Source organism: Butyricicoccus sp. AF18-9LB (genome assembly GCF_027684505.1).
In the GTDB taxonomy this organism is placed as follows: Bacteria; Bacillota; Clostridia; order Oscillospirales; family Butyricicoccaceae; genus Agathobaculum; species Agathobaculum butyriciproducens.
In genome coordinates this window covers 174881-199697 of sequence record NZ_JAQCWA010000001.1, presented here as the reverse complement: position 1 = coordinate 199697, position 24817 = coordinate 174881, and the positions used below count along the sequence as shown (strand labels likewise).

The following is a 24817-nucleotide window of genomic DNA, read 5'->3' as shown; positions in this document are numbered from 1 at the left end:
TTTTATGGAAACGGAGAATTGAGGATGGAGAATGAAACCGTTGCGTTAATTCTCCATTCTCAATTACTGCGGTATTCGAGATACCGCATAAAATGCTTGACCGGCGGCAAAGGTTTCTATCGTGTTGTAAAACTGCGGCAGAATTTGCCTGAGATCGGCAGAACGGACAGCTGTGCAAAATGCCGTCACAGGCTTCCCTTTGTCAGATTATACGAAGGGCGTTTTTTTCTTCCTTTGTGAAGTAGCACTAAAATTATATCATTTTATTTGTAAGAAGTAAACAAAAACGAGCGATTTTGCTGAAAATCTTCCGGAAATGCAAAAAACAAAGGAAAATTCGGATTTTTTATCAGAATGTGTGCGAAACGTGCACTAAGTGGCCGCCGCTGTTATTCGACGGCGTTGTGAAAAATGCTACATGAAAATTGCACAAAAAACAGCTTGCATACCTGACTTATATGGTGTATAATAACGAAGAAGGGAAACGATCCCGCAAAGAGAGGATCGCTCCCACGAAACAAAGCGCCCAGGAGTATAACGTGCCGGCAGGGCACGATAACAGGTTAGGGCAGGGGAGTGTAATATAAACTATGGCGAATTATCCGGTTAACAAGATCCGTAATGTATGTCTGATGGGTCACGGCGGCGACGGCAAGACCTCGCTGGTCGAGAGCCTGCTCAATATCGCCGGTGTAACCGACCGCGTTGGCAAGATCGCGGACGGCAACACGGTTTGTGACTTTGATCCCGAAGAGATCAAGCGCAAGTTTTCCATTTCCACGGCTGTAGCGCCGGTAGAGTGGAACGGCTGCAAGATCAATCTGCTCGATACCCCGGGTTTCTTTGATTTTGAAAGTGAAGTGCAGTGCGCACTGCGCGTTGCGGAGTCCGCACTCATCGTCGCAACCGGCAAGTCCGGCCCGGGCGTCGGCACCGAAAAGGCATGGGCTCACTGTGAGGAGCACGCAATGCCGCGTATGTTCTACATCTCCAAGATCGACGAGGAAAACTCGGATTACTATAACTCTCTGCACAAGCTGCAGAAGCAGTTCGGCGTATCGGTAGCGCCGATCGTTGTCCCGATCTTTGAGGGCAACCGCGATACCGTCGGCATTGTGGACTGCGTTATCCGCAAGGCGTACCGCATGGAAGGCAACAAGCGTGTCGAGATCCCGATCCCGGACAACATGAAGGACCGTATCGACCAGCACCGTGCAGCACTGTGCGAGAACATCGCCGAGCTGTCTGAGGACCTGATGGAGCGTTACTTCGCAGGCGAGGAGTTCTCGGATGAAGAGCTGATCGCCGGTATCCGTCAGGGTGTGAAGGATCTGGTTCTCGCGCCGGTATTCTGCGGCACTGCTGCAACCGGTATCGGCTCCTACGCACTGCTCAAGGGCATTGCGGACTACATGCCGTCTCCCGATGAAAAGCCGGTTGAGATCTGCGAGGACGAAAAGGGCGAGCTGATTGAGATCAACTGCACCCCGAACGGCTCTGCCTGTGCATTTGTATTTAAGACGGTCGCTGACCAGTATGGCCGTTTCTCCTACTTTAAGGTTATGTCCGGCGAGGTCAAGCAGGATATGACGCTGGTCAACAAGCGTGCCGATGCAAACGAGAAGATGGGTCACATCTTCACCGTATGCGGCAAAAAGACGACCGAGGTTCCGGTGATCGGCTGCGGCGACATCGGCGCCGTTTCCAAGCTGGTTACCACCAAGACCGGCGATACGCTTTCGATGAGCGTTCGCAAGGTTGAGCTTGAGTCGATCGAGATTGCGCCGCCGTGCTACACGCAGGCAATCGCGCCTAAGGTAAAGGGCGTTGAGGAGAAGATCTCCACCGGTCTTGCTCGTCTGCGTGACGAGGATCCGTCCTTCGATACAGAGTTTAACCCGGAAACCAAGCAGCACCTGATCTCCGGTGCCGGCGATATTCATCTGGACGTTCTGTGCTCCAAGCTGAAGGATAAGTTTGGCGTAGAGGTTACGCTGACCGATCCGATCGTTCCGTACCGCGAGAAGATCCGCAAGGCTGTTACGGTAGAAGGCAAGCATAAGAAGCAGTCCGGCGGCCATGGTCAGTACGGCCACGTTAAGATGGAATTTGCACCGTATGCCGAGGGCGATTACCTGTTCCAGGAGAAGATTTTCGGCGGTTCCGTACCGAAGAACTTCCATCCGGCAGTTGATAAGGGCATCCGCGAGGCGATGGAGCACGGCGTTCTGGCCGGCTATCCGATGGTTGGCCTGCGTGCAACCCTGCTCGACGGCTCCTACCACGATGTAGACTCCAACGAGCTGTCCTTCAAGATGGCGGCCCGTCTGGCCTACAAGGCTGGTATCCCGCAGGCAAATCCGGTTCTGCTCGAGCCTGTCTGCTCGCTCAAGGTTGTTATCCCGGATTCCTACATGGGCGATGTTATCGGCGATCTGAACAAGCGCCGCGGCCGCATCATGGGCATGAATCCGCTCGACGGCGGCAAGCAGGAGATTGTAGCCGAGTGCCCGATGGCAGAGCTTGGCGATTACGCGATCAAGCTGCGCTCCATGACGCAGGGCAGAGGCTCGTTTGTTTCCCAGTTCGAGCGCTACGATGAGGCACCGGTTCCGGTACAGGAAAAGGTTATCGCAGCGAATAAGGCTCGTCTGGAGGCGCTGAACAAGGAATAACATTCCCTGTATTTTGTGAAATTGAAACCGGCTGCGTGAGCGGCCGGTTTTTCTTTGCTTAACCGGTTAGGAATGGGTGTTTGACGCTTGCGAAGCGAACGAAACTTGCCTACCCGGCAGGGGCACAAGAGGGTAGACACCTGCGGTTTCCACCCTCTGATTTTCACCCCTTTCCCTTAGAGGGCATGGCGAAAATCAGAGAGCGGCGACCGCTGTGAAAAAGGGGAACGGCAGAGGATTTTTTCTATCGTAGGGGAGCACAGTGTGCTCCCATTTCTTTACCTCTACGCAGTGCCGGATACTTTGCTGCTGCACAGGCGGTTTCATTCTCACTCCTATCTTGCAGAAACTGAAGATTTCTCCTATAATGAGATTTGAAGGGGGAGCTGCCCATGAAGAACGAACGAATGCGCTATATCTCGATAACGGCGGCTATCCTGCTGGTTTTTGTGCTGCTGATGCTGCTGTTTTCTAACCGATCGGGAGATTTCAGCGCAATGGAAGCGCAGGACGGCGTACTGGATGCAACATCAGCGGATTTTTCGTCGGCGGTATATGAGATAGACGGTGAATGGATGTTCTATCCTGAGGTACTCGGCAGCGGCGCAGAGCTGGACGCTGCCCAACCGGGAGAACGCAATGAATCCATTCCATACGGCTCATATCGGCTGAAAATACACGCGCAGCCGAAACAATACCTGACACTCGGCGGCTACTCATTCGATTACAGCACGCGTGTGCTGGTAAACGGCAGTGAAGTGCTCGAAATCGGCAAGGTGGGGGCGTCTGCGGCGGAGTCTGAGCCGCGCATCGACTATATGCTCATACCGATTTACACCGGCGAGGATGGCACGGTCGAGGTGGTCTGCCAGTACGCGAATTTCGTGCACCGCGAAGGCGGCGGTCTGACGCAGATGCACCTGTCCACCGCGGAGAACATCGACCGCATGCGTCGAAGCCGGAATCTGTATTCACTGGTGCTTGGCGGTTCGCTGTGCCTGTTCGGCATGTATTTTCTGCTGTTTGTGGTATTTCAGGGCGAGATCAAGTATGTTTTCCTCGCGGTCATCTGTGTGCTGCTCGGTCTGCGCGACCAGAATTTCTATGTGCTGCATCTGCTGCCTGCAAACTACAACTGGGCAGTCGCATATCGGTTTCTGGTGCTGATGATTACGCTGCAGCCGTGTTTTCTGCTGCTTTTGCTGCAAAGTCTGTACGAAAAACTGGCGAAGCCAATCGTTGTGCGGTGCTATGCGGCGCTGTATGCCGTGCTGGCGGCGGCGCATTTTATCCTGCCGACGCAGGATATCGCACCGCTGAGTAAAATCGGGTACTATCTCTCGACGCCGTTTTTCCTGTATCTGGTTGTGCAGCTGATTCGGCGGTTCTGGCGTATCCGGCGGTTTGAACGGGACGATGTGCTTGTTCTGCTCGGCTATCTGCTGTTGTTCGGCTCGAACGTGTACGAGGCGGTATTTGGCCGCATCGTGACGACCATCACGCGCCACGGAGCAGCGCCGCCGTATCTGCTGGTGTTCGTGTTCCTGATTGCGGGAGCCATCAGCCTGAAGATCAACCGCCGGGAACAGGAGCTGTCCGAGAGCCGCCGTCAGCGCGAGGTGCTGACCCAGCTCAACCGGCTGAAAAGCGAATTTCTGCACCAGATGGCGCATGAACTGAAAACACCGCTCACGGTCATGAGCGGCTACGCGCAGCTGACCGACTGGCAGCTTGGCACCGGAGCGGTCGGTGCGAGCGCGCATGAACACATGCAGACCATTTCGTCCGAAGCGCAGCGGCTTTCTGCGCTCGTATCGCGGCTGATCGACCTCGCCAACGGCGGTTCACCCGATATTGAGATGGGCGTCATTGACGCGGCGCAGCTGCTGTCCGGTGCGGCGGATGTATGCCGTCCCATGCTGGAAAAAAAGCACAACCGGCTGGAAAGCGACAGCGGAGACGGTATTGCGCTCTGGGGCAATCCGGAAATGCTGCTGCAGGTGCTCATCAACCTGACGGTCAATGCCAATCGCCACACGGAGAACGGCGTGATTGCCTACCGCATTACGGACGAGGGCGAGCGGGTGTGCCTGCGCGTGAGCGACACCGGCAGCGGCATTGCGCCCGACCTGCTGCCGCATATCTTTGAGAAGGGCTGCAGCGGCGGCGGCGGCAGCGGTATCGGCCTGACGATCTGCGCGGACGCGATGAAGATTCACCACGGCTCGCTCGAGGTGGAGCATACCGATGCAGACGGCACGGTGTTCCGGCTCGAACTGCCGAAAAAGCCGCTCAAAACACAAGGAGAGAACGATTGTGGAAGATAAACTGATTTTGCTGGTGGAGGACAATCCGCACATCATGGCGATCAACGACGCGGCATTGCACATGCGCGGTTACCGCACCCTGCAGGCAGAAACCGCACACAAGTGCCGGGAGCTGCTGTGCTTTCACGCGGTGGACTTGATCGTGCTGGATATTCTTCTGCCGGACGGCGACGGCGTGGCGCTGTGCCGCGAGATCAAGCAGGAATACGATGTGCCGATCCTGTTCCTGACCGCTATGGGCGAAAACGAGGATATCGTCAAGGGTCTGACCGCAGGCGGAGACGATTATCTGACAAAGCCGTATGATTTGGAGGTGTTCATGGCCCGCGTGGAAGCGCGTCTGCGTGCGGCGCACCCGAAGGAACGCGCAGTACGGCTTGGCCCGCTGCAGATGAATCTGCTGAGCGGACGCGCGTACATCGGAGAGACCGACCTGAACCTGACACAGAAGGAGTTTGCGGCGCTGCTGTATCTGGCGCGGCACCCGAACCGCAGCGTCAGCGCGCAGGAGCTGTATGAGGCGGTCTGGCAGCAGCCGATGGGAGCCGACCCGCATGCCGTGCGCATGACGATCTCACGGCTTAAGCAGAAGCTCGGCGGCGAGAATGCGAGGGTCACGGTCAATTCGTACCGCAGCAGCGGATATCGGCTCGAGGAGCAATAATTGAATATTTACAGCGGACGGCGAAGGTAACAAATTTGGTACCTTCGCCGTCCGCCGCCTTTTTGCCCTTATACTGAAAGTACGGTGAAATACCTGTATCCTCGGACGGTGCTCCGCAGTAAAGCAAGGGGAAAGCCGTGGAAACCGTTTATTTCATAAGGCAAGGAGGAAGAAAAATGAAAAAACGAATTTGTAGTTTGCTGCTGATATGCAGTATGCTGGCAGGTCTGCTGCCGCAGATCGTGCTGCCGCAGGCGGCGGCAGCGGATACTGCAGCAGCAAAAGACGGCTTTGGTCTGCCCACGGAAGAAAAAACGGGCATAAAAGACACAGCCACACTTCGTAATAACCCGTACGGCACGCTGGGATGGGTTCCGCTGTTCCAGAACCACGAGTTGGTTGTAGCCGGCGTGGACTCGGATGAGTTCCAGACGACATACGAGGGCGCAGTCAAAGGAAAGGGCAAGCAGATGTCTACGTTTCGGTGGAGCAACTCGACCGATGTCGGCAATGCCGAGCGCATTGCGACTGTGGCGTTTGATCCGAACGGCACCGGCAAGGATGAGTACATCGCTAATCTGGTGTTCGATAAGAACGCAAAGCGGCTCAAGCTGTATGTCACCAACAAGGACCGCAAGGTGTCTGATGTTATGGATGTTTGCGGTGGCGACAGTGAGTACATCAAGAAACTGAAATTCTACCAGACCCGCGCTATGCTGAGTCTGACCGCAGGCGATTTTGACGGCGACGGCAAGGACACCCTGATGGTCTACACGCCGGGCAACAACAAGAGTACGGATACGGTAGACAGCATTAAGGAGTATACGTTCAGCGGCAGCACACTGACTGACAAGGGTCGCGTAATTAACCTCGGTGACGTCATTGACGGCGGCCGAGACGCGCTGAAAGCAATGCTGTACCACGACGGCAACGGCGATAACGAGCTGCGCGCGCATCTGAGCGTTGATATGGAAGTCGGCGACGTGGATATGGACGGTATCGACGAGCTGGCAATGACGGTCAATGTCAATGACCTGAAGGAGAAATCGTATGACGGTCATACCGACTACGAGAAATCCTATCTGACGGTTTACGATTACAACAACAATAAAAGCTGGAAGCAGATGATGAACAAAAAGCTGCTGAACAGTAATGACGGCGCAAGCGGCCGTGCTCGCTTTGCGGGTGTAACCATCGGTTATGTCAGCGATGCGCCGAGCGGCAGCATGCCGCCGGAAGTCGTTGCAGTTGGCTATTACGATAAGAACGGCAACTACAAGGACTGCGACTTTGACAGGAGCAAGCTGCTGGCATACAGCTATCAGTACAGCACGAAGGATAATTCGTGGACAGAAAAATGCAAGGCGACCGAAGTTGTCACCAACGGCTTTACCAATACCGGCACCAAGGGTGACGATGTGCAGAATCCGATCGCAGTAGCGGCTGTTGCAGCGGACGGCGTGAACACCCAGGAATATCTGTTCATTTCCGGCAGTATGTATAAAGTCGGCACGGTGAACGGCAGCCAGCAGCTGTCTATCCTGGACGGCTCGAATAAGGGCCATGACCGCTGGCTGGGCGGCCGGCTCATCAACAACAGCGGTATTCTGGACTATGCTGTCGGCAATTTTGACGGCAACAAGCAGGGCATGGAACAGGTATACTACGTTGAGTACCGCAAGCAGGAGACCTTCGACAAGCAGTTTTTGAAGATTGGTCAGCTTTATAAAAAATCGAGTACGAGCACCTCGGGCGGTCAGACAACGGTTACGCCGGACAGCAAGTTCAGCCGCTGGGAGGATGACTGGACATACTATGACAAGGGCAACTGCAATCTGGCGCTTACAACGGCAGATGTAAACAACGATGCCATGCTCGCGAAGATCCAAAGCGTCAGCACCGGCTACACCGATCCGAAGGTAATGGCGATTCTGGAGGCGTCGCCGCATTTTGCGGAGGTGAATGACGGCGATATCGGAAACTCGCAGACCGGAATCGGATACAGTAAGGATAATACTGTAGCAGTAACGGCATCCGGTTCGTTTGGTTTTGATATCATGGCGGGCTTTGAATATGTTGCACCGCTGATTGAGACCGGCGGCGGTGTTGAATTTAATACCAGTCATACTTTTACTGTTGGTGCAACAAAATCTACAAGTAAGGAAATAACGGTCGAGTATTCTAATGATACGAACAACAATATGGTGCTCATGTATGCAACACCGATGACATATTACGAGTATCAGGTGAAGTATCCGGATGACACAAAGAAGGGCAATTCGCCGAAGCTGACCAGTTCTATGACGCTGGCGGTTCCGGGTAATCCTTCTATGAACATGGTTTCGGTAGATACTTATAATAAGGCTGCTTCGGCGTACGAGGGTATGCAGCAGATTGGCAGCAACCTGCATCTGGGCACGTCCGGTCAGCCGAATACGTATCGTTCCAGTCTGCCGAGCGGTAAACATTCGGAGCAATCCGGTAGAGTTGGTCATTACAAAGATTCGGGTACACAGCTGCAGAGTTTTACGGCTGCAACCAGCAGCGGCGTAAACTTTGAGTACTCCTATGAGGGTTCGGTGCAGATGTATGGTGTAGTTGGCGGCTTCAAGGCTGGCGGCGGCTATCACTGGGGAGCAAGCGCCGGAACCGAAAGGGTAAACACAAATACGATTACCAAACTGGGCGCTGTTACCGGCGGCGGCGATTCGCGCTATAACTTTGACTGGAGCTTCGGCACATGGACGGTACCGTTCAACGGCGATGAAGTACCGGTATTGGGCTATGTTGTCAGCAATGTGACGGCACCGCCGTCTCCGGCGCAGGATCTGTCGCTGAGCGAGCAGACCACCAACAGCATGGTGCTGTCGTGGGAATCCGGCGACCGTCCGGCAGAGTATTACAAGATTTACCGCTATCTTAAAGATAATAAGGAAGAACCGTTCGTATTGATTGATACTGTGGATGCGGCTGAATCTTCGAGTGGTCAGTATGAGTACACGCTGAAGGATCTTGCACCTAATGCGAAGTATCAGTATGCGATTACCTCGGGATATTACACCAGTCAGGAAGAATCGGTTGAAAGCGAGATTATTGCCGGTACAACTCTGGCAAATGATAAGAGCCGTCCGGACATCAACGGACCGGATAACGCAATCGTTCAGATGAACGGCTCGGCAACCTTCGAGGTACTGGCTTCTGTACCCGATGAGTACAGCAGCACGAGATACCAGTGGCAGCAGCGTCTGCCGGGCAAAAAGTGGGGCAATATTGCAGGGGCAACTAGGGACAGCTATACTGTAAAGTCGGTATCGAGTGACCTGAACGGTGCGATGTACCGTTGCGTGGTAACATGTTATGACGGTGCAAGAACGCCGATTTCGTTCTACAGTGATGCGGCAACGCTGACGGTTGGTACACCGCAGGCAACCGCCGGTTTGACGGTATCCGGTACTTCGGAGGGCAGCGGCACTCAGGATACCCCGTATATCGGTCAGAGTAATTTCAACACGGTTAAAACCACGACAGAATCCGTAAAGACAACCGTTCCGTGCACCGTAGAAGCCGATGACATGACGCTGAATGTTTACGAGGTAAAAGATCAAGCGGGTACGGTGCAGGGATATGTCGGCATCGGTGAAAAGAAGGAAGACGGTTCGATATCGACCGTATACTACGCCGTAACAAAGAATGGCGAGACGTATACCGCAGGTGCGGAACTCACCATGAATACCACCTATCAGTGGAAGAACGGTGATGCAGACGCAGCGGTGCCGAGCACAATTACGCCGGAAACCGTGGTGATAGACAAAAACGAAAACGAAAACGCAAAAGCAAAAGCGTTTACGCTGGACAGTACAACGTATGTACCGACAGCCGCGGAATACGACGAAAGCAAGTACCGGAACGGCGAGCAGTACCTGATTCACGGTATGGATACCGTGACGGAGAACGGAGTTGAAGTTCCGCGCTATATCCTCAGCAAGATGGATAAGTCGACCAGTGGTGCAGACAGTGCCGCAGAGGACACCTATACCGTCAAGTATTATCAACTGCTGAAGAAGGCAGAGAACAGCTATGAACTGACCAAGCTGACCTGCACACAGCAGACGACCTTGGGCAGTTATACGGAGCCTTCCTTCACACTGGTAACAAAGAAAACTACGGTTGAAAATAAGGTTACGACCTCTACGCCGGGTCCCGGTACGGCGCTGACCCTGACGACGAAAACGGCGGAAAAGGCGGAAAAGAACGGCGCTGCACTCGGCAATGTGGAGTACACGCTGACGATTACGAACACGTCGGACGGCACGGTCAGCACGATTGTCGGCAGAACGAACAGCAGCGGCACGGACAGCAAAACGTGGACTGCACCGACAGCCGGTCTGTATGCCATCACAACCACCGCAACCGGCGGCTTGACAAGTGATACGGTATATTATCTGGCAGGCGTGCAGAGCGTAAAGGACGGCGATACCAGCACAACGGAGACCGTTTACACGCTTAAAAGCACTGTTGGCAAAGAAAACAAGATTACGAGCGTATACGGCACGCCGATTGCTCTGACCGTGCAGCAGCAGACTGTAACGAAAAACGGAAACGCTGTTACCGCAGGCAACAAAACAGAGGTTACGGGAGATATCGCCTACACCTGGCGTCAGTCCGGTCAGAGCGAGAGTAAGGAAACGGCTATCACTGACAGCATTTTCCGACCGGAGAAGGCGGGAACCTATATCATTACGGCATATCAGGATGATAGCGATACTTCCAAGCGCACCAAGCTGGCATCCACGACCATTACAGTAAAGCGCAAGCCGCTGGAGCTGTATGTTACCTGGGATAAGGATAACGCCACGCACACTTCGACCGAAGCGCCGGACAGCAAGGGCGCATTGGTGGTCAAGGCGGATGCGCTGGAGACAGGTGATTCCCTGCCGTCGGCAATTACAGCCGCATGTGCGCTGTATGCTGACAATGGCAATCGAAAGAACGTCAGCGGCCGCTTTGAGGTAACGATTGCGGTCAACGGTGAGGACGCGGCTGTGAAGTCGCTGCTCGAGAAGTACGAGCTGAATCTGACCAAGCGCATGCTGGTTGTCAAGCAGGACACCTTGAGCGTAACCTATCGCGCCGGGGAAGGCGGCTCGCTTAGTGCAAGCTACAACAGCGGCAACCTCGACCAGAAGTTTGAAAGCGGTAAGAACATCGCTAAGAACACCAGGCTGATGTTTGATGCCAAGAGCAACGACGGTTTCATTGTAAAGGAATGGAAGGTCAACAGTCAGTCCATTACCGGTAATACCAATTACAAGGTGACGGATATTCTGTCGAACGGCAAAAAGGTCGGCGAACGACTGACGGTAGCGGCGCTGACGAAAAAGCTGGACGTAGAAGTAGCCTTCAGCAGTGATTCGCACACGATTATCTTCAGCAGCGGCGAAGGCGGTGAGCTGACCGCAGCACTAAAGGACGGCGGTGCAGTCACGACCGGACAGAAGATTGCGGAAGGCGCAAATGTGACGTTCACGGCTGCGCCGATCACCGGTATGTCGGTAGCACGCTGGGTGGTGGACGACAAGCCGTATTACTGGCCGGGTACGACCGATCTGTACCGTGAGAAAACGCTGACGCTGGAGAACATCGAAAAGGATCACACGGTCAGCGTATCGTTCAGCAACGCCAAGACCCATAAGGTGACCTTCACCTACGTGAACGAATCCGGTACGGCGATCGGTGAGCAGCAGACCTCTGCAAAGCTGGCGGACGGAACGGAGGCAGACCTTAATGCCATTCCGGACGGCGCGGCAGTGACCTTTGCGCTGGAAAATCTGAACGATAACTACACGGTCAAGGAGTGGCAGGTAGACGGCAAGGCGGCAGTCGGTTCGGGTGCAAAAACCAGCTTTACGCTGCGCAATATCACGCAGGATCACACGGTCAAGATCGTGATCAGTGCAGCACAGGCGGCAAAGATCACCTTCAAGGCAGTGGACGCAGACGGAAAGGAAATCACGGACACGAATATCGCGTCTGTCACCGCGAAAATCGGCAGCACGGAAATCCACAGCGGCGATACGATTCCGGCATACACCGAAGTGACCTTCACAGCTGCGGTAGGTGAGGACTACTACGTTTCCGGCTGGAAGAACGCAGCGCAGGACGCACAGGACGCCAACAAGGCGGTTCTGACCGGCTGGAACACCGATACGGCAGTTGAAGTAACGGTGTTGGAGAAGCCGACTGTCACTGTAAATGCGGCAGAAAACGGCACAATTACCGTTAAGGGCACGCGCCTGAACGAAGTAACGCTTGACAAGGACAGCGCGGATAAGCACGTTGACCATGACAGCGCGATCACGGTCAAGGCAGAGCCGGCAGACGGCTACTACGTCAAGAGCATTACGGTTAGCGGTCAGAAGTTTGATTATGATTCTCAGAATACCTATCAGTCGGGTACTCGCACGGAGACCGTAACGAATATCACGGCGGATACCGCGGTGACGGCTGTGTTCGGCAAGGAACCGATTATCGTGTTCTCCGGCACATATGCGGATATTACCGCGCAGAACGGTTCGCTGAACAGCGGCAGCTTTGTATTCATGCACACGCCAATGCTGGAATTCCTCGCGGCGCCGCATTTCGGCTACGAGCTGACCGCATGGAAGGTGAACGGCAATACAATCACGAGCGGGATTGAGCAGAAGCCGGAGGAAAAGCAGCTTTACAAGCTGAACGGTCCGATTACTGCAGATCAGACCGTCGTTGTTACGGCAACCGAGATTCCACAGTACGACTTCACCCTGTCCGTTGATTCGCTCGGTGACGAGGGAGACGGCGGCACGGTTTCCGCAGAAATCACCCGCAAGGGCATGAGCACATACAAGCGGGAGAACCTCGATGCAGGCAAGCACAGCGTCTACCGCGACTCGGATATCACGATCACGGCGGTGCCGAGCGCAGGCTACCGCGTACAGGACTGGACCATCAACGGCCAGACCACGGCGGATACCGCAACGAGCAAGATACTGTACAATCTGCAGGGTGAAACGACGGTACAGGTTCGCTTTGTCAAGCTGGTGACCGGCATCACCTTCGGTCCGACAGACGAAACGAGCGAAGGCGGCTACATCAGCGAGGCAAATCTGGTAAACAATAATGAGTCGATTCTTGAGAGCGCAAATACCGGTGCCAATATTGCGGAAGGTCTGTCAATCAAGTTCACGGCAGAGGTAAAGCCTGGTTACGAAATCGAAGGCTGGTACGTTAACAATGTGCGTGACGAGGAAGCAGGCAATTCGGAAACCTATATCTATCCGAATACGACCAGTGCGAACTCGATTTACATTGCACCGAAGTTCCGGCAGGTTGAGTATGACATCACCACAGGCGATAACGTCACCGCAAACGGCGGCAAAACGACCGCACGCGGCGGCGAGCAGCTCACCTTTACCGCAAATCCACCGGCAGGTCAGACCGTGACCGGCTGGACGGTAAACGGCGAGGCTGTACAGGGCAGCGGCAATACGCTGACGTGGACGGTCGAGAACGGCTGTCTCACGAAGCCGAACGTAACGGCATATCATGTTGAAGCACAGTTCAGTGCAGGAGAGTACGAAGTAACGTACAGCCAGCCGGCAAACGGCACGTTGCGTGCATCGGTTGCAGATGGCACACAGGTCAACGGCGGCACTAAGGTTGCCTTCACCGCAGAACCCGATAAGGGTTATGAGATTGACGAGTGGACGGTAAACGGTCATTCGGTTGTCAACAGCGGCAGCACCTACACCCTGAACGTAACCGAAAACAGCACGGTTGCAGTCACCTTCAAGGCAATGGTTCCGGTCAGCGCTGTGCGGAACGGCCGAAACGGCAGTATCGCCATCACCGCAAACGGCAAGACGATCACGGACGGCTATGTTTCCTCCGGTTCGGACGTAACCTTCACCGTAACGCCGGAGAATACAGACGATATGGTGCAGGCATGGCAGGTGAACGGCTCGACAGTCGCTGAGATGACCGATACGGCGGATGTACCGCTCAGTTACACCGTGCAGAATGTAACCACAAAGACTGAGGTTTCCGCAACGCTGATTGAGCGCCCGACATACACTATTACGGTAACAAGTGAGGGCAGCGGTACGGCGTCGGCAGAACCGGCAAGCGTCAAGCGCGGCGGCAGCACGACTATTACGGCAGTGCCGAGCAGCAATAGCTACTATCTCAAGGAATGGTCGGTTAACGGCGGTGCTGCACAGGCTGCATCCGGCAATACGCTGGCACTGACGGAAATTCGCAGAAATACCACAGTCAAGGCCGTATTTGACGGCGCGATCAACTACGATGTAACCCTGGATGTTCAGGGTGCAGATACCGGCACAACGGTTGCTGCAGCGGCAAACGGCAAGGCCATTACGCCGCAGAAGAACAGTCCGGCAAGTGTTACCCGCGGCAGCAAGATCGTATTCACGGCAACGCCTGCCGTAGAAAACGGACGAAACAAGCAGATGGTCGCACAGTGGACGGTAAACGGTGTAGATCAGAATAACATCTCTAACGAGCTGGTTATCCCGAGCCTGACCGGCAAGACCGATGTAGCCGTCAAGTTTGTGGACTACGCAGGCTTCGCTATCCCGACCGACGGCACCGGCTGGAAGGTCTCCGACGTAAAGCGCGTACCGGATGATACGCAGCCGACGAGCGAAATCCGTAAGAACGGCGAGCTGACATTTACAGTCGGTCTGGCAAGCGACTACACGGTAATCAGCAAGCTGGTCATCAACGGCTACGACTGCATCAACGACAAACCTGCTGGAAATGCAGCGCTGCACGGCTGTGACGCAGTGGAAGCCAAGAAGAACGCAAACGGCAGTTACACCGTCACGATCAAGAACGTAACGGAAGTGCCGGATATGAGCGTAGAAGCGCATCAGGTAATCATCGGCAGTCTGACCGTTCCGGAGAAATTCAAAAATATTCCGGAACTGGATACGGTCGAAAAGATTCAGGCAAAGCTGACAGCGAAACTGACCGGCAGGAAGGATGGCGTGGCGTTTTACGACATCGCGCTTAAATACTATGACGGCAGCAAGTGGATTCCGGTAGACGAAAGCAACTTCCCGGATGAAGGCGTAGACGTTGTTCTGACGTATCCGAACGGTACGGACAGCAAGGATACCTTCCAAATCGTCCATATGCTGACCAAGACCGGCTCCGAGGGCGAAATCGAGAATGTTCCCCATACCAAGGAGATCGATGGCCTGCGGTTCCATGTAACCAGACTGTCTCCGTTCGGCGTAAGCTGGACGAAGTATACCGCGCCGACGACGGGCGGCGGCAGTGGCGGCGGCGGAGCCGTTGCCCCGACCACCTACGACATCGTGATCCCGTCCGCACTGGCGAATACCGTCAAGGCGGATAAGACCAAGGCGGCCGCAGGCGACACCGTAACGCTTACTGTGTCCGGAGAAGGTATGCTGACTGTCACGGACGCAAACGGCAAGACGGTTGCCCTGACCGACCTCGGCAGCGGCAAATACACCTTTAAGATGCCGTCGGCTAAGGTCAGCGTGAGCTTCAAGACCACCGCAGACCAGCCGTGCGATGGCGGCAAGGATTGTCCGTCCGCACCGTTTACGGATGTAGATACTGCAAAGTGGTATCATCTGTCCGTTGATTATGTGCTCACGCACAAAATGATGAACGGTGTATCGAGCCGTGCATTTGCGCCGAACGCCAACCTGACGCGCGGTATGCTCGTGCAGATCCTGTATAACCTGGAAGGCAAGCCGAAGGGCACAGCGGCGAACTTCTCGGATGTGCAGGCTGACGCATGGTATGCCGAAGCAGTCGGCTGGGCAGCGTCCAATAAGGTCGTAACCGGCTATGCAGACGGTACCTTCCGACCGAATGCCGCCGTCACCCGTGAGCAGGCGGCAGCGATCCTGTATCGCTACGCCCAAAGCAAGGGTATCGACGTAAGCGTGGGTGAGAATACCAATATTCTCAGCTATGTGGATGTTCAGCAGGCCAGTGAGTACGCGATTCCGGCTCTGCAGTGGGCAGTCGGCGCAGGTGTGCTGAACGGTAAGAATGGCGGCCGTCTGGCACCGACCGGCACCGCCACCCGTGCCGAGATCGCAGCGATCATGCAGCGCTGGTGCGAAAATATCATCAAAAAATAAAAGGCAGATAGAGCAATAAGATGAACAAAGGGCTGACCTGTGGGTCAGCCCTTTATGTTGGTGCATTTTGGGAATAATTAGTAGTTAGGAATTAGGAATTGGCGCAGTGGGAGGGAATGACGCGCCGTACTGGAAAACGAGTTGCGCGGCACAGTCATGCCGCGCCTACGGAGAGCAAACCGTCTGTGTAGCAGTACGGTAGGCGAGAACTGCGAAAAGGTGGAGAAAGACACGCAAGAGTAACCCGACTGCCGTTCTCTTTTTCGAAGCGGTCGCCGGTCTCTGGTCTGCGCCAGACTATCTTAGGAAAGGGGTGAAAATCAGAGGGTGGAAACCTTGGTGTCTACCCTCTTGTGCCCCTGCCGGGCAGGCAAGATTCGTTCGCTTCGCAAGCGATTACTCTACAAGCATCGCTGCGCCCACCAGACCTGCGTCATTGCCGAGCGACGCACAGACGATCTCGGTATTTCGGTTCTCACCGCGGAAGGTCTGCGGGAAGGTGAGCCGCCGCAGCGGCTCGAGCAGCTTTTCGCCGTAGCCCGCCAGTCCGCCGCCGAGCACGATGCTCTCCGGCTGGAACAGATTCACAAAACTTGCCAGACCGTTCGCCAGATTGTCGCAGTATTCGTCGAACAGCTCCTGCGCGAGCGTGTCACCTGCGTCTACTGCATCGCAGATCTGCTTGGCGTTCAGCTGACCCTTGTGTACGGCAAGCACGCTCTTTCGTCCGTCCTCGAGCGCACGCTCGGCAAACCGCACGAGCGAAGCCGCCGAGCAGTACGCCTCCAGACAGCCGCGCCGTCCGCAGTTGCACGGCTCGCCGTCCTTTCGGATAACCATGTGCCCGATCTCACCGGCAATGCCGTTGCAGCCGGTGTACAGCTGGCCGTTAATGATAATGCCGCCGCCAACGCCGGTGCCGAGCGTTACCATCAGCATGTTGCGCGTGCCCTTGGCCGCACCGGCAGTCGCTTCGCCGAGCGCGGCGCAGTTTGCGTCGTTATCCAGATGCACCGGACAGCCGAACTCAGGCAAAAACGCATCCGCAAAGCTGACGTTATTCAGACCCAGATTGGTACCGAACCGCAGGGTGCAGGTTTTTTTGTCAAACGAGCCGGGCACGCCAATGCCGATTGCCGTTACGTCCTCTACCGCACAGCTGTGCGCCCTGCACAGCGAGAGCGCCAGCGTTTTCATATCTGCTTTCAGGCCGGCTGCGTTGCCGGTCCGGGTCGGAAGGCTGTCTTTGCACAGCAGCGTGCCGTCCTCGGTGCAGAGCGCCGCCTTGACGGTCGTGCCGCCCAGATCAATACCGATTCTCACAGCAAATCCTCCTCGTCGAACAGATGCAGGCCGCGGCCCTTGAAATAGTTGTTCAGCCGCTCCACACTGCTGTTGATGATCAGCTCCTCCGGGAAACCAATTTCCTCGAGCATTTCCAGTGCGCCCTCCACATGACCGACGCGGTAGCAGATATGGCTGTCGCTGTCCACCGAGATAGGCACCTCATACTTCATGCACAGGCGGGCGATGTCCATGCAGTTGTCATGGCTGCCCTTACGGATGGACAGAGATGCGTTGTTGATCTCGACAATCTTGCCGTGGTCGTTGCAGCGGCTGATGATGTACTCGTGGTCGAACGGGAAGTTGGAGTTGCCGAGGTGGCCGAACGCGTTGACATACGGGTTGTACAGGATAGCCTCGAGCGCCGCCGTGTGCACACTGCTGTCCACCGGCGGGAACATGCACTCGTGGAAGGAGGCAAGCGCAAACTCAATGGGCTTGAGACTCTTGTTGGAAATGACGTTGATGCCGCCTGCCGGAGCGGTGATGTCGAATTCGATGCCGCGAATGACCGTTACCTTGCCGATCTTGCGCGGAATGAGGTCAAGGTTGGAGAAATGCCACTCGTGCGGGCCGTCCGGATTGGTGGGGCCGTGGTTGGTGATGGCGATAGCCGCAAGACAGCGGTCCTCGGCCGCCTGCACCATTTCGGTGAGCGTGCTGAACGCGTGGTCGGTTACATTGGTGTGGGTATGTAGGTCTGCGATGATTTGCATGGGAAAAGGCTCCTTTTGACGTATGATTTTTTGGGGGGAAGATGAAAGGCGGACACATGGGTCCGCCTCTGTATTTGCAGTTCGCTGAACCGCCGGTATGCGATTGTTTATCGGCGGTGTCTGCGAGGATAATCATCGTTATCGTAGCGCTTGCGCATCGCCTTGCGGCGACGGCGGCGCCGGATTCCGCCGAATGTGATGTTGAACAGAATGTACAGCACGATGAAGATTGCGGCTGCGATCAGCACGATCTTGAATACGGTGCTCTGAAAGAAATGGCTCAGCTTGTCCGAGTAATAGAGCACGCGGCTCATTTCCACATCGCTGAGCGCGACCAGCTCGACCGTGCCGTAGGACGTGCCGTTGCAGCTGTATGTCATGCTGCCGATCACATCGCCGGCCTTGATGGGCGCGTCAACGGCTTCCGGCAGATTGGGTGTCGCTTCCAGCGAATCGGTCTCTACATCGGCAGGGAGCAGCGCCACCAGATCGGTTTTCGCGGTCAGCACCAGCTGATCGGTCTGCGTGGACAGGTCCACCTTTACATGGGCGAGCGTGTCGCCCTTTTTCGCAACGGTCTTGGTTTTAAAGTGGGTGAAGCCCCACTTATACAGCGATTTGGTATCCGTGAAGCTGGCCGCTACCGTCGGGTACTCCTTGGACGAGGTGGCACTGCCGAGCACGACCGAATACAGCTTGGCATCGCCGTACTCCGCGTAGCCGACAAAGCAGTTGCCCGCCTGCGAGGTGTGTCCGGTTTTGATGCCCTTGTTGTACGGGTATGACCACGGGTTGAACGAGCTGAAGATCAGCTGGTTGGTGGTGAAGATGATGCGCTCCTCGTGCATATTGGTCTTGGGCATACGGTACTGCACGGTGTCGATAATGTTGGTGAATGTGTCGTTCTTCATGGTCTCGCGGGCAATGAGGTACAGATCACGGGCGGTGGTGTAGTGATCTTCCTCGTGCAGGCCGCACGGGTTGCTGAAATGCGTTCCGGTGCAGCCGAGCTCCTCGGCGCGGGTGTTCATCATGTCCACAAAGTGCTCGCTCGTGCCGCCGACATGGCGCGCGAGCATGTACGCTGCCTCGTTTGCGGAGGGCAGCATGAGCGCATACAGCAGGTCGATGACGCGCACGGTCTCACCGACCTTGATGTCTGCGTTCGAACTGTCTGCTGTAACCTTGGTGAAGTCGCCCTGTTCGGCCGTGACGGTCTCGTTCAGATCCTTGACATTCTCAAGCGTCAGCAGCGCGGTCATAATTTTGGTCGTGGACGCCGGATAACGCTTCTTGTCCGCATTTTTCTCATACAGCACCATGTCGGAATCCGGGCTGATGAGCAGGGCGGCGGTAGCCGTTACGGCCGGCGCTTCGCTTGCCGCTGCGATAACATCCTTGTCATTGTCGGCGGTCATGTCCTTGGTGTCCTTGGAATCCTTGCTGCCCGAATCGGTGGACGAGGTGTCCGTGCTGTCGGAATCCGACTGGCTCGATGAGGTATCGCTCTCGTCATTCACGGCATAGGCGTGGGTGATCGGCGCCGCACCGAGCAGCAGCGTAAAGCACAGCGCCAGTGCGGTAAGACGGTTTTTGAAATTATTGCTCTTCATCGGTATCTCCTAAAGAAAAATCGGCATCGGTGAAGTGCCCGCGCAGAACCGCCGGCTTGGGCGGGGTGCGCCGCAGCGGATCGTAGCGGAAGGAACGGCAGTGATCGGTGCCGTTTACCACACCGCGTTTGCGGCAGGCAATGCGTTCGCCGTCCGCCAGCGGAGAGCCGTGCGCGCAGTAGGTGCAGCGCGGTTCTATATTTTTTCGCAGCAGCTTTTTGAGCCTCATGCGTAGGGTCACTCCAATCGGTTAAAATCAGTGGTAAAAGTGTCCTGTCGAGTGGTGTCGGTCAATACAGGACGTATATAAAATATTATATATCATTTCCTGCGCTTTTTCCACCCCCAAATTGGATACAAAGCAGAAACGAACAGCACAGCAAGCGTATACCGGAACCGTACCGATAACGGTGTCAGCTCCGGTGAGGAAACCGTCAGCACGGCAGGCGAGAGGGAAAACAGGAAAGCTGTCAGCACAGCTGCGAGCGTACCGTGCAGCAGCTTTGCGGCAAACAGGCCGCGAACCGGCAAATCGTGTGCTTCCGCGAGAGCGCGCACCTGAAACTGCACAGCCAGTCCGCCAAATCCCAGCAGGAAGGACGCAAGCGTCAGCCGCGTCCTGCGCGGCAGCGTCAGCACCGCCAGCTCGTCTAAGCCGTTGGTCAGCTCGATCATGCCGTCCAGTGCGTTTCCGTACGGCAAAAGTGCCAAAACCGGCGAAAGCAGCCGCAGCAGGATGGAAAACATGGTCAGAAATGCCGTTACCGTCAGCGCCGTGGACGCTGCCTGCTGCACGGACGCGCAGAAAATAGAGGGGAATGAGGTGCGGTTCCGGTTATGGATACGCTGCGACACGGCAGATAACGGGGTACGCGCGAAAAACAATCCGACGAGCAAAGCCGAAACGATATGTATCCCGTACAGCATCGCGCCTGCCCGCGCGGAGCCGAACACGCCGAGCCCTACCAGTCCGATGCAGAAGCCCGGACTGGCGCAGTTGCAGAACCGGTTCACGCGCTCTGCCGCTTCGCGGGAAAGCACACCCTCGGAGAGCAGCGCACATGCGGTCGCGGCGCCGACCGGATACCCGCCGATGAGTCCGAGCACCAGAGCAGGCGCAGCCTCGGGCGGCAGGCCGTATAAGCGGGCAAGCGGCTTTGCCAGCAGCGGCGACAGCCGCGCGGTATCACAGCGGACAAGCAGTCCGCTGACAACGAAAAACGGAAATAAAGCCGGTAAAGCCTGCACTGAGGCTAAAGAAAGCCCCTCGCGGACACCATCCGCGCAGGCAGTCGGGCAAAGCAAAAACGCGGCAAAAAGAGCCAGCGATAAGAACAGCTTCATAGCGTCACCTCGGAACAGTGTATGAGAAGCAGGAAAGTTTCAGTACGCTGATACATAACATATACCGTTATACCTGCCCTACGGAGAAGGTAAAATGCGATATGAAGGTGGCGCGATATGCTGAAAGATAACTTATACGCCGAACTCATGGAGGACCTCCACCCAAACCGCCCGCGCGTGGAAATCCTCGGAGACAGCCGGGTGATCGTGGAGAACCACTGCGGCATACAGGAATACGACGACAGCATCCTGCGCGTCAGATGCCGCGGGTGCGAGGTACGCATTCTGGGTGCAGACCTGGAGCTGACGGCGCTTTCCATGGACGAACTGGCGGTGATCGGCGTGATTTCGTCGGTGGAATACATCACGACCGAGTGAGGAAGGAGGGGCGCGAATGATCGGGCGGCTGTGGCTGCTGGCTTGCGGGCAGGTGCGCGTGCGCGTGACAGGCGCAAGCCTGACGCGGTTTCTCAACCTGTGCGCGGCGCAGGGTATCACGCTGCGGCAGATGGACCGCACGGCATGGAATGAGCTGCACGCAACCCTGTCCATCCGGGATTTCCGGACGCTCAGGCGGCACATGGGCCGCACCGGCTGCCGCGTGCATATTCTCCGGAAACGCGGTCTGCCGTTCCTTGCGGCGCGTCTGTGTCCGCGTACGGCGCTCTGGGGCGGAGCTATAGCGGCAGCGGCGCTGTGCTGGCTACTCGGCACGCATGTATGGGCGATACAGACCGAGATCGCACCGGCGATAGATGAGGTGGCTGTCATGCAGCAGCTGAGCGAAATGGGGGTGCATATCGGCATGCCCATCAAGGACCTGAACACCCGTCAGATACGGTGGAAGATGATGCAGCTGCAGCCGAATATCACGTTTTTCTCGCTTAATCTGCGGGGCAACAGCCTGACCGTGGTCGCCTACGGCAGTACCGACCCGCCGGAGGTACTGGACGAGCACGCGGTCACCAAGGTGGTGGCCGCGCGGGACGGCGTGGTAACGCAGGTGCGTGCGCTCGAGGGACAGCCAATGGTGCAGGCAGGAGATGCCGTGCAGACCGGTGATACGCTCATCAGCGGTCTGGTGGAGCCGACACGCGAAGGCGGGAAGTACCGCACAGCGCATGCGCACGGCACCGTGCAGGCATACACCACGCATACGGTTCGGGCAGCGCGGCCGCTCACCGAGCAGAGAAAGCGGTATACGGGTAAAATTCGTCATCAATATGCACTGGTGATGGGAAATAAACGGTTAAATTTCTATATTGGCAGTGGAATTGCAGGGGGTACTTGTGATAAAATAATAACGACCAGACATTTTTGGCTGTCGGACAGCGTGGTGCTGCCGGTGGCGCTGGTCACACAAACGTATACATTCTACGAGCGGGAGCCGACGACGCGCACCGCCGAGGACGTGCGGGTGGCTATGCTGTCGCGCGCACTGGGCGAGACCGCCGCGGATATCGACGGCATGGTGACGAGCCACAGCGAAACGCTCACCGAGCAGAACGGCGCGGCTGTGCTGTACCTCACCGTCCACGCCGAGGAGCAGATCGGCACCGAGGCCGTGGATGACAGTACCGTTCCGGAGGAAAATGCGGAGATGGAGCAAGTGCCGTAGAGACAGAAAAGGAGACGCCTATGAACCGTAAACCCGCGACGATTCTCGCAGGACTGAGCACCGCAGCGGCGTTTGCTGCTAACGGCTCGGACTGGCTTCACGGCGGTTCCGCGAGTGCAGGCAAATTCTGCGTCAGCGCGGTGTTTATCGTGCTGGTATCGCTGCTGGTGTATGCATGGCGGAAAAGCAATACCGCAATGTGTCTGCTGACGATTGCATCGGCTCTGATTTCGATTGGAGCGGCATCCGGTTTGCTTATGACGGTGGATATCCTTCCGGCAAATTCGGTGCTGCTGCCGTTTACCGTGTTCCTCGTGCCGTTTTTCGGCGTGACGAATTTTATGACGTCCACAGCTGCCGCAATGTTTCTGCCGACGGCGGTTTCGGTGGTGTGGCTGATTGTCGCGGTTGGAAACTGGATTCACAATTGGAAAAACGTATGATTTTACGTTGTGTGGGCGAACAATGTTCGCCCCTACGGTTAGGCAATGTGCAGATCGATTACAACGGTGCGCTGAGTCGTACCCCAGGGCACCTTCTCTTGCGGCGTTGCCGCAATTCACCTTGCCGCACCCTACGGTAAAACATCATGTATTGCTGCAGATATATGAAAATTAACTGTATGTAACCGTATGCAACTGTATGTTGAACGAGTTATTGCAACAGATACATACACTTGCATACAGTTTATTTGATAGATAAACACTATCCGCAGGAGAGCAGGTAACGACAGGAAAAACGCCTGCCTCCTGCCTTGCACGGATGAAAACTAACATTTAATTCCTAACTCTAATTACTAATTAAACATAAGAGGGTGTAATCATAGAACAGGTAATGCAGATTGAACAAACCGAACTGCTGATGGCAGTATTCGGTGCATTTGACGAAAACATCAAGCAGATCGAGCGGGAACTGAACGTCTCGGTCATCAGCCGCGGAACCGAGCTGAAGATCACCGGCGAGGACGAAGGCGTGTCCATCGCTGCACGCGCGATTACGGCGCTGCTGGCCATGGCAGGGCGAGGAGAATCCATCGGCACACAGACCGTGCAGTATGTGATCGGGCTGGCGAAGGACGGCCGCGAGAGCGAGGTCCACACGATGAGCCGCGATGTGCTGTGCATCACGGCCAAGGGCAAGCCGGTCAAGGCGAAAACGCTCGGCCAGAAAAAATACATGGAGGCTATCCGCAAGAACACCATCGTTATGGGCGTTGGCCCTGCCGGTACCGGCAAGACCTATCTCGCCGTTGCGGCGGCTGTTGCGGCCTTTCGGGACAAGCAGGTCTCCCGCATCATCCTGACCCGTCCGGCGGTCGAGGCGGGCGAAAAGCTCGGCTTTCTGCCCGGCGACCTGCAGAGCAAGGTAGACCCGTATCTGCGCCCACTGTATGACGGTCTGTTTGACATGCTCGGCGCGGAAAACTTCACCAAGTATCAGGAGCGCGGCTCCATCGAGGTTGCCCCGCTCGCGTATATGCGCGGACGTACGCTTGACGACAGCTTCATCATTCTCGATGAGGCGCAGAATACCACGCCCGAGCAGATGAAAATGTTCCTCACCCGACTGGGATTCGGCTCCAAGGCAGTCATTACGGGCGATATTACCCAGATCGACCTGCCGGACGGCAAGCAGTCCGGTCTGCGCGAAGCGCTGCGCGTGCTGGACGGCGTAGAGGGCATCGCCCAGTGCTTCCTGACCGAAAAGGACGTTGTGCGCCATGAGCTGGTGCAGCGCATCGTCAAGGCGTATGCAGAGTATGAAAACAAAAAGGGCAAGGGCAAGCCTGCCGCAAAACCGGCAGGAAAGCGCCTTCCGACCCGCCGCAAGGAGGGAAAATGATGAATCATCAGATCAATATCGGCTTTGAGACCGAGGTAGCAGACGAAAACAGCGTACGTGAGCTGATCCGCACCTGCGCCGAGCGTGTGCTGACGAGTGAGCAGGTGGACTTTGACGCCGAAATCGACGTTACCGTTGTCGATGCCGACGCCATCCGCGAAATGAACGCCGAATACCGAAATAAGGACGCCGTGACCGACGTTCTTTCGTTCCCGATGTACGAGTTCCTCAACGGCGAGCCGCAGGAGGAGCTGGAGGCCGAACCGGACTCCGGCTGTGTCATGCTCGGTGATATGATCCTGTGCTACACGCGCGCCTGCGAGCAGGCGGAGCAGTTCGGGCACTCGCCTGCAAGAGAGTGCGGCTACCTGACCACGCATTCCGTGCTGCACCTGCTCGGCTACGACCACGAGCGCAATGACGAGGACACTCGCCTGATGCGCAGCAAGGAAGAGGACAACCTTGCGTTCCTCGGCCTGACGCGGGACTGAGC

14 protein-coding genes are annotated in these 24817 nt (G+C 56.1%); 9 read left to right on the top strand and 5 right to left on the bottom strand.

Annotated elements, in window-relative coordinates:
• The first annotated feature begins 590 nt into the window (after window positions 1-590).
• From PGY33_RS00870 to PGY33_RS00855, 4 genes are all read left to right on the top strand, one after another.
• Window positions 591-2675: an elongation factor G gene (locus PGY33_RS00870; RefSeq protein WP_118479144.1), complete on the top strand. Its 2085-nt coding sequence runs from the start codon at window positions 591-593 to the stop codon at window positions 2673-2675.
• Between the two features lie 392 nt (window positions 2676-3067).
• Entirely contained in the window at window positions 3068-5002 is a 1935-nt protein-coding gene (locus tag PGY33_RS00865) for a sensor histidine kinase (protein ID WP_118479146.1), read from the top strand.
• Complete coding sequence (locus tag PGY33_RS00860) at window positions 4992-5666, top strand: response regulator transcription factor (RefSeq protein WP_158575087.1); 675 nt, start codon at window positions 4992-4994, stop codon at window positions 5664-5666. The genes PGY33_RS00865 and PGY33_RS00860 overlap by 11 nt, the downstream gene beginning before the upstream one ends.
• Before the next feature lie 176 nt (window positions 5667-5842).
• Window positions 5843-15847, top strand: coding sequence for an S-layer homology domain-containing protein (locus PGY33_RS00855; RefSeq protein WP_270476944.1), 10005 nt, complete (start codon window positions 5843-5845; stop codon window positions 15845-15847).
• A 396-nt stretch (window positions 15848-16243) separates the two neighbouring features.
• Here PGY33_RS00855 and PGY33_RS00850 read toward each other — a convergent pair whose 3' ends face one another.
• The 5 genes from PGY33_RS00850 to PGY33_RS00830 all read right to left on the bottom strand — a co-directional run bounded on the left by PGY33_RS00850 (window position 16244) and on the right by PGY33_RS00830 (window position 20864).
• Complete coding sequence (locus PGY33_RS00850; RefSeq protein ID WP_158575088.1) at window positions 16244-17170, bottom strand: ROK family protein; 927 nt, start codon at window positions 17168-17170, stop codon at window positions 16244-16246.
• A complete protein-coding gene (locus PGY33_RS00845; protein WP_158575089.1) occupies window positions 17167-17907 on the bottom strand; it encodes a phosphatase in 741 nt (246 codons plus the stop codon). Before PGY33_RS00845 ends, PGY33_RS00850 begins: the two co-directional genes overlap by 4 nt.
• A gap of 107 nt (window positions 17908-18014) precedes the next feature.
• Complete coding sequence (locus tag PGY33_RS00840) at window positions 18015-19520, bottom strand: D-alanyl-D-alanine carboxypeptidase family protein (protein WP_118479154.1); 1506 nt, start codon at window positions 19518-19520, stop codon at window positions 18015-18017.
• Window positions 19507-19749 carry a hypothetical protein gene (locus PGY33_RS00835; protein ID WP_110436314.1) on the bottom strand — a complete coding sequence of 81 codons (243 nt, stop codon included), beginning with the start codon at window positions 19747-19749 and terminating at the stop codon, window positions 19507-19509. Before PGY33_RS00835 ends, PGY33_RS00840 begins: the two co-directional genes overlap by 14 nt.
• A gap of 92 nt (window positions 19750-19841) precedes the next feature.
• Window positions 19842-20864 (bottom strand): sporulation protein, encoded by a 1023-nt coding sequence (locus tag PGY33_RS00830; protein WP_118479158.1) that lies wholly within the window; start codon window positions 20862-20864, stop codon window positions 19842-19844.
• 117 nt (window positions 20865-20981) lie between these two features.
• On the opposite strand from PGY33_RS00830, the gene PGY33_RS00825 reads away from it, so the two are divergent.
• The 5 genes from PGY33_RS00825 (at window position 20982) to ybeY (ending at window position 24815) form a co-directional block, all read left to right on the top strand.
• On the top strand, window positions 20982-21242 hold the full coding sequence (locus PGY33_RS00825) for a YabP/YqfC family sporulation protein (RefSeq protein ID WP_116705406.1): 261 nt from the start codon (window positions 20982-20984) through the stop codon (window positions 21240-21242).
• 16 nt (window positions 21243-21258) lie between these two features.
• Window positions 21259-22482 (top strand): sporulation protein YqfD, encoded by a 1224-nt coding sequence (locus PGY33_RS00820; protein WP_118479160.1) that lies wholly within the window; start codon window positions 21259-21261, stop codon window positions 22480-22482.
• Between the two features lie 20 nt (window positions 22483-22502).
• Window positions 22503-22925, top strand: coding sequence for a hypothetical protein (locus tag PGY33_RS00815; protein WP_118479162.1), 423 nt, complete (start codon window positions 22503-22505; stop codon window positions 22923-22925).
• A gap of 391 nt (window positions 22926-23316) precedes the next feature.
• Window positions 23317-24324, top strand: coding sequence for a PhoH family protein (locus PGY33_RS00810; RefSeq protein ID WP_110436320.1), 1008 nt, complete (start codon window positions 23317-23319; stop codon window positions 24322-24324).
• Window positions 24324-24815 carry an rRNA maturation RNase YbeY gene (gene ybeY / locus PGY33_RS00805; protein WP_116705409.1) on the top strand — a complete coding sequence of 164 codons (492 nt, stop codon included), beginning with the start codon at window positions 24324-24326 and terminating at the stop codon, window positions 24813-24815. The genes PGY33_RS00810 and ybeY overlap by 1 nt, the downstream gene beginning before the upstream one ends.
• The last annotated feature ends 2 nt before the right edge of the window (window positions 24816-24817 follow it).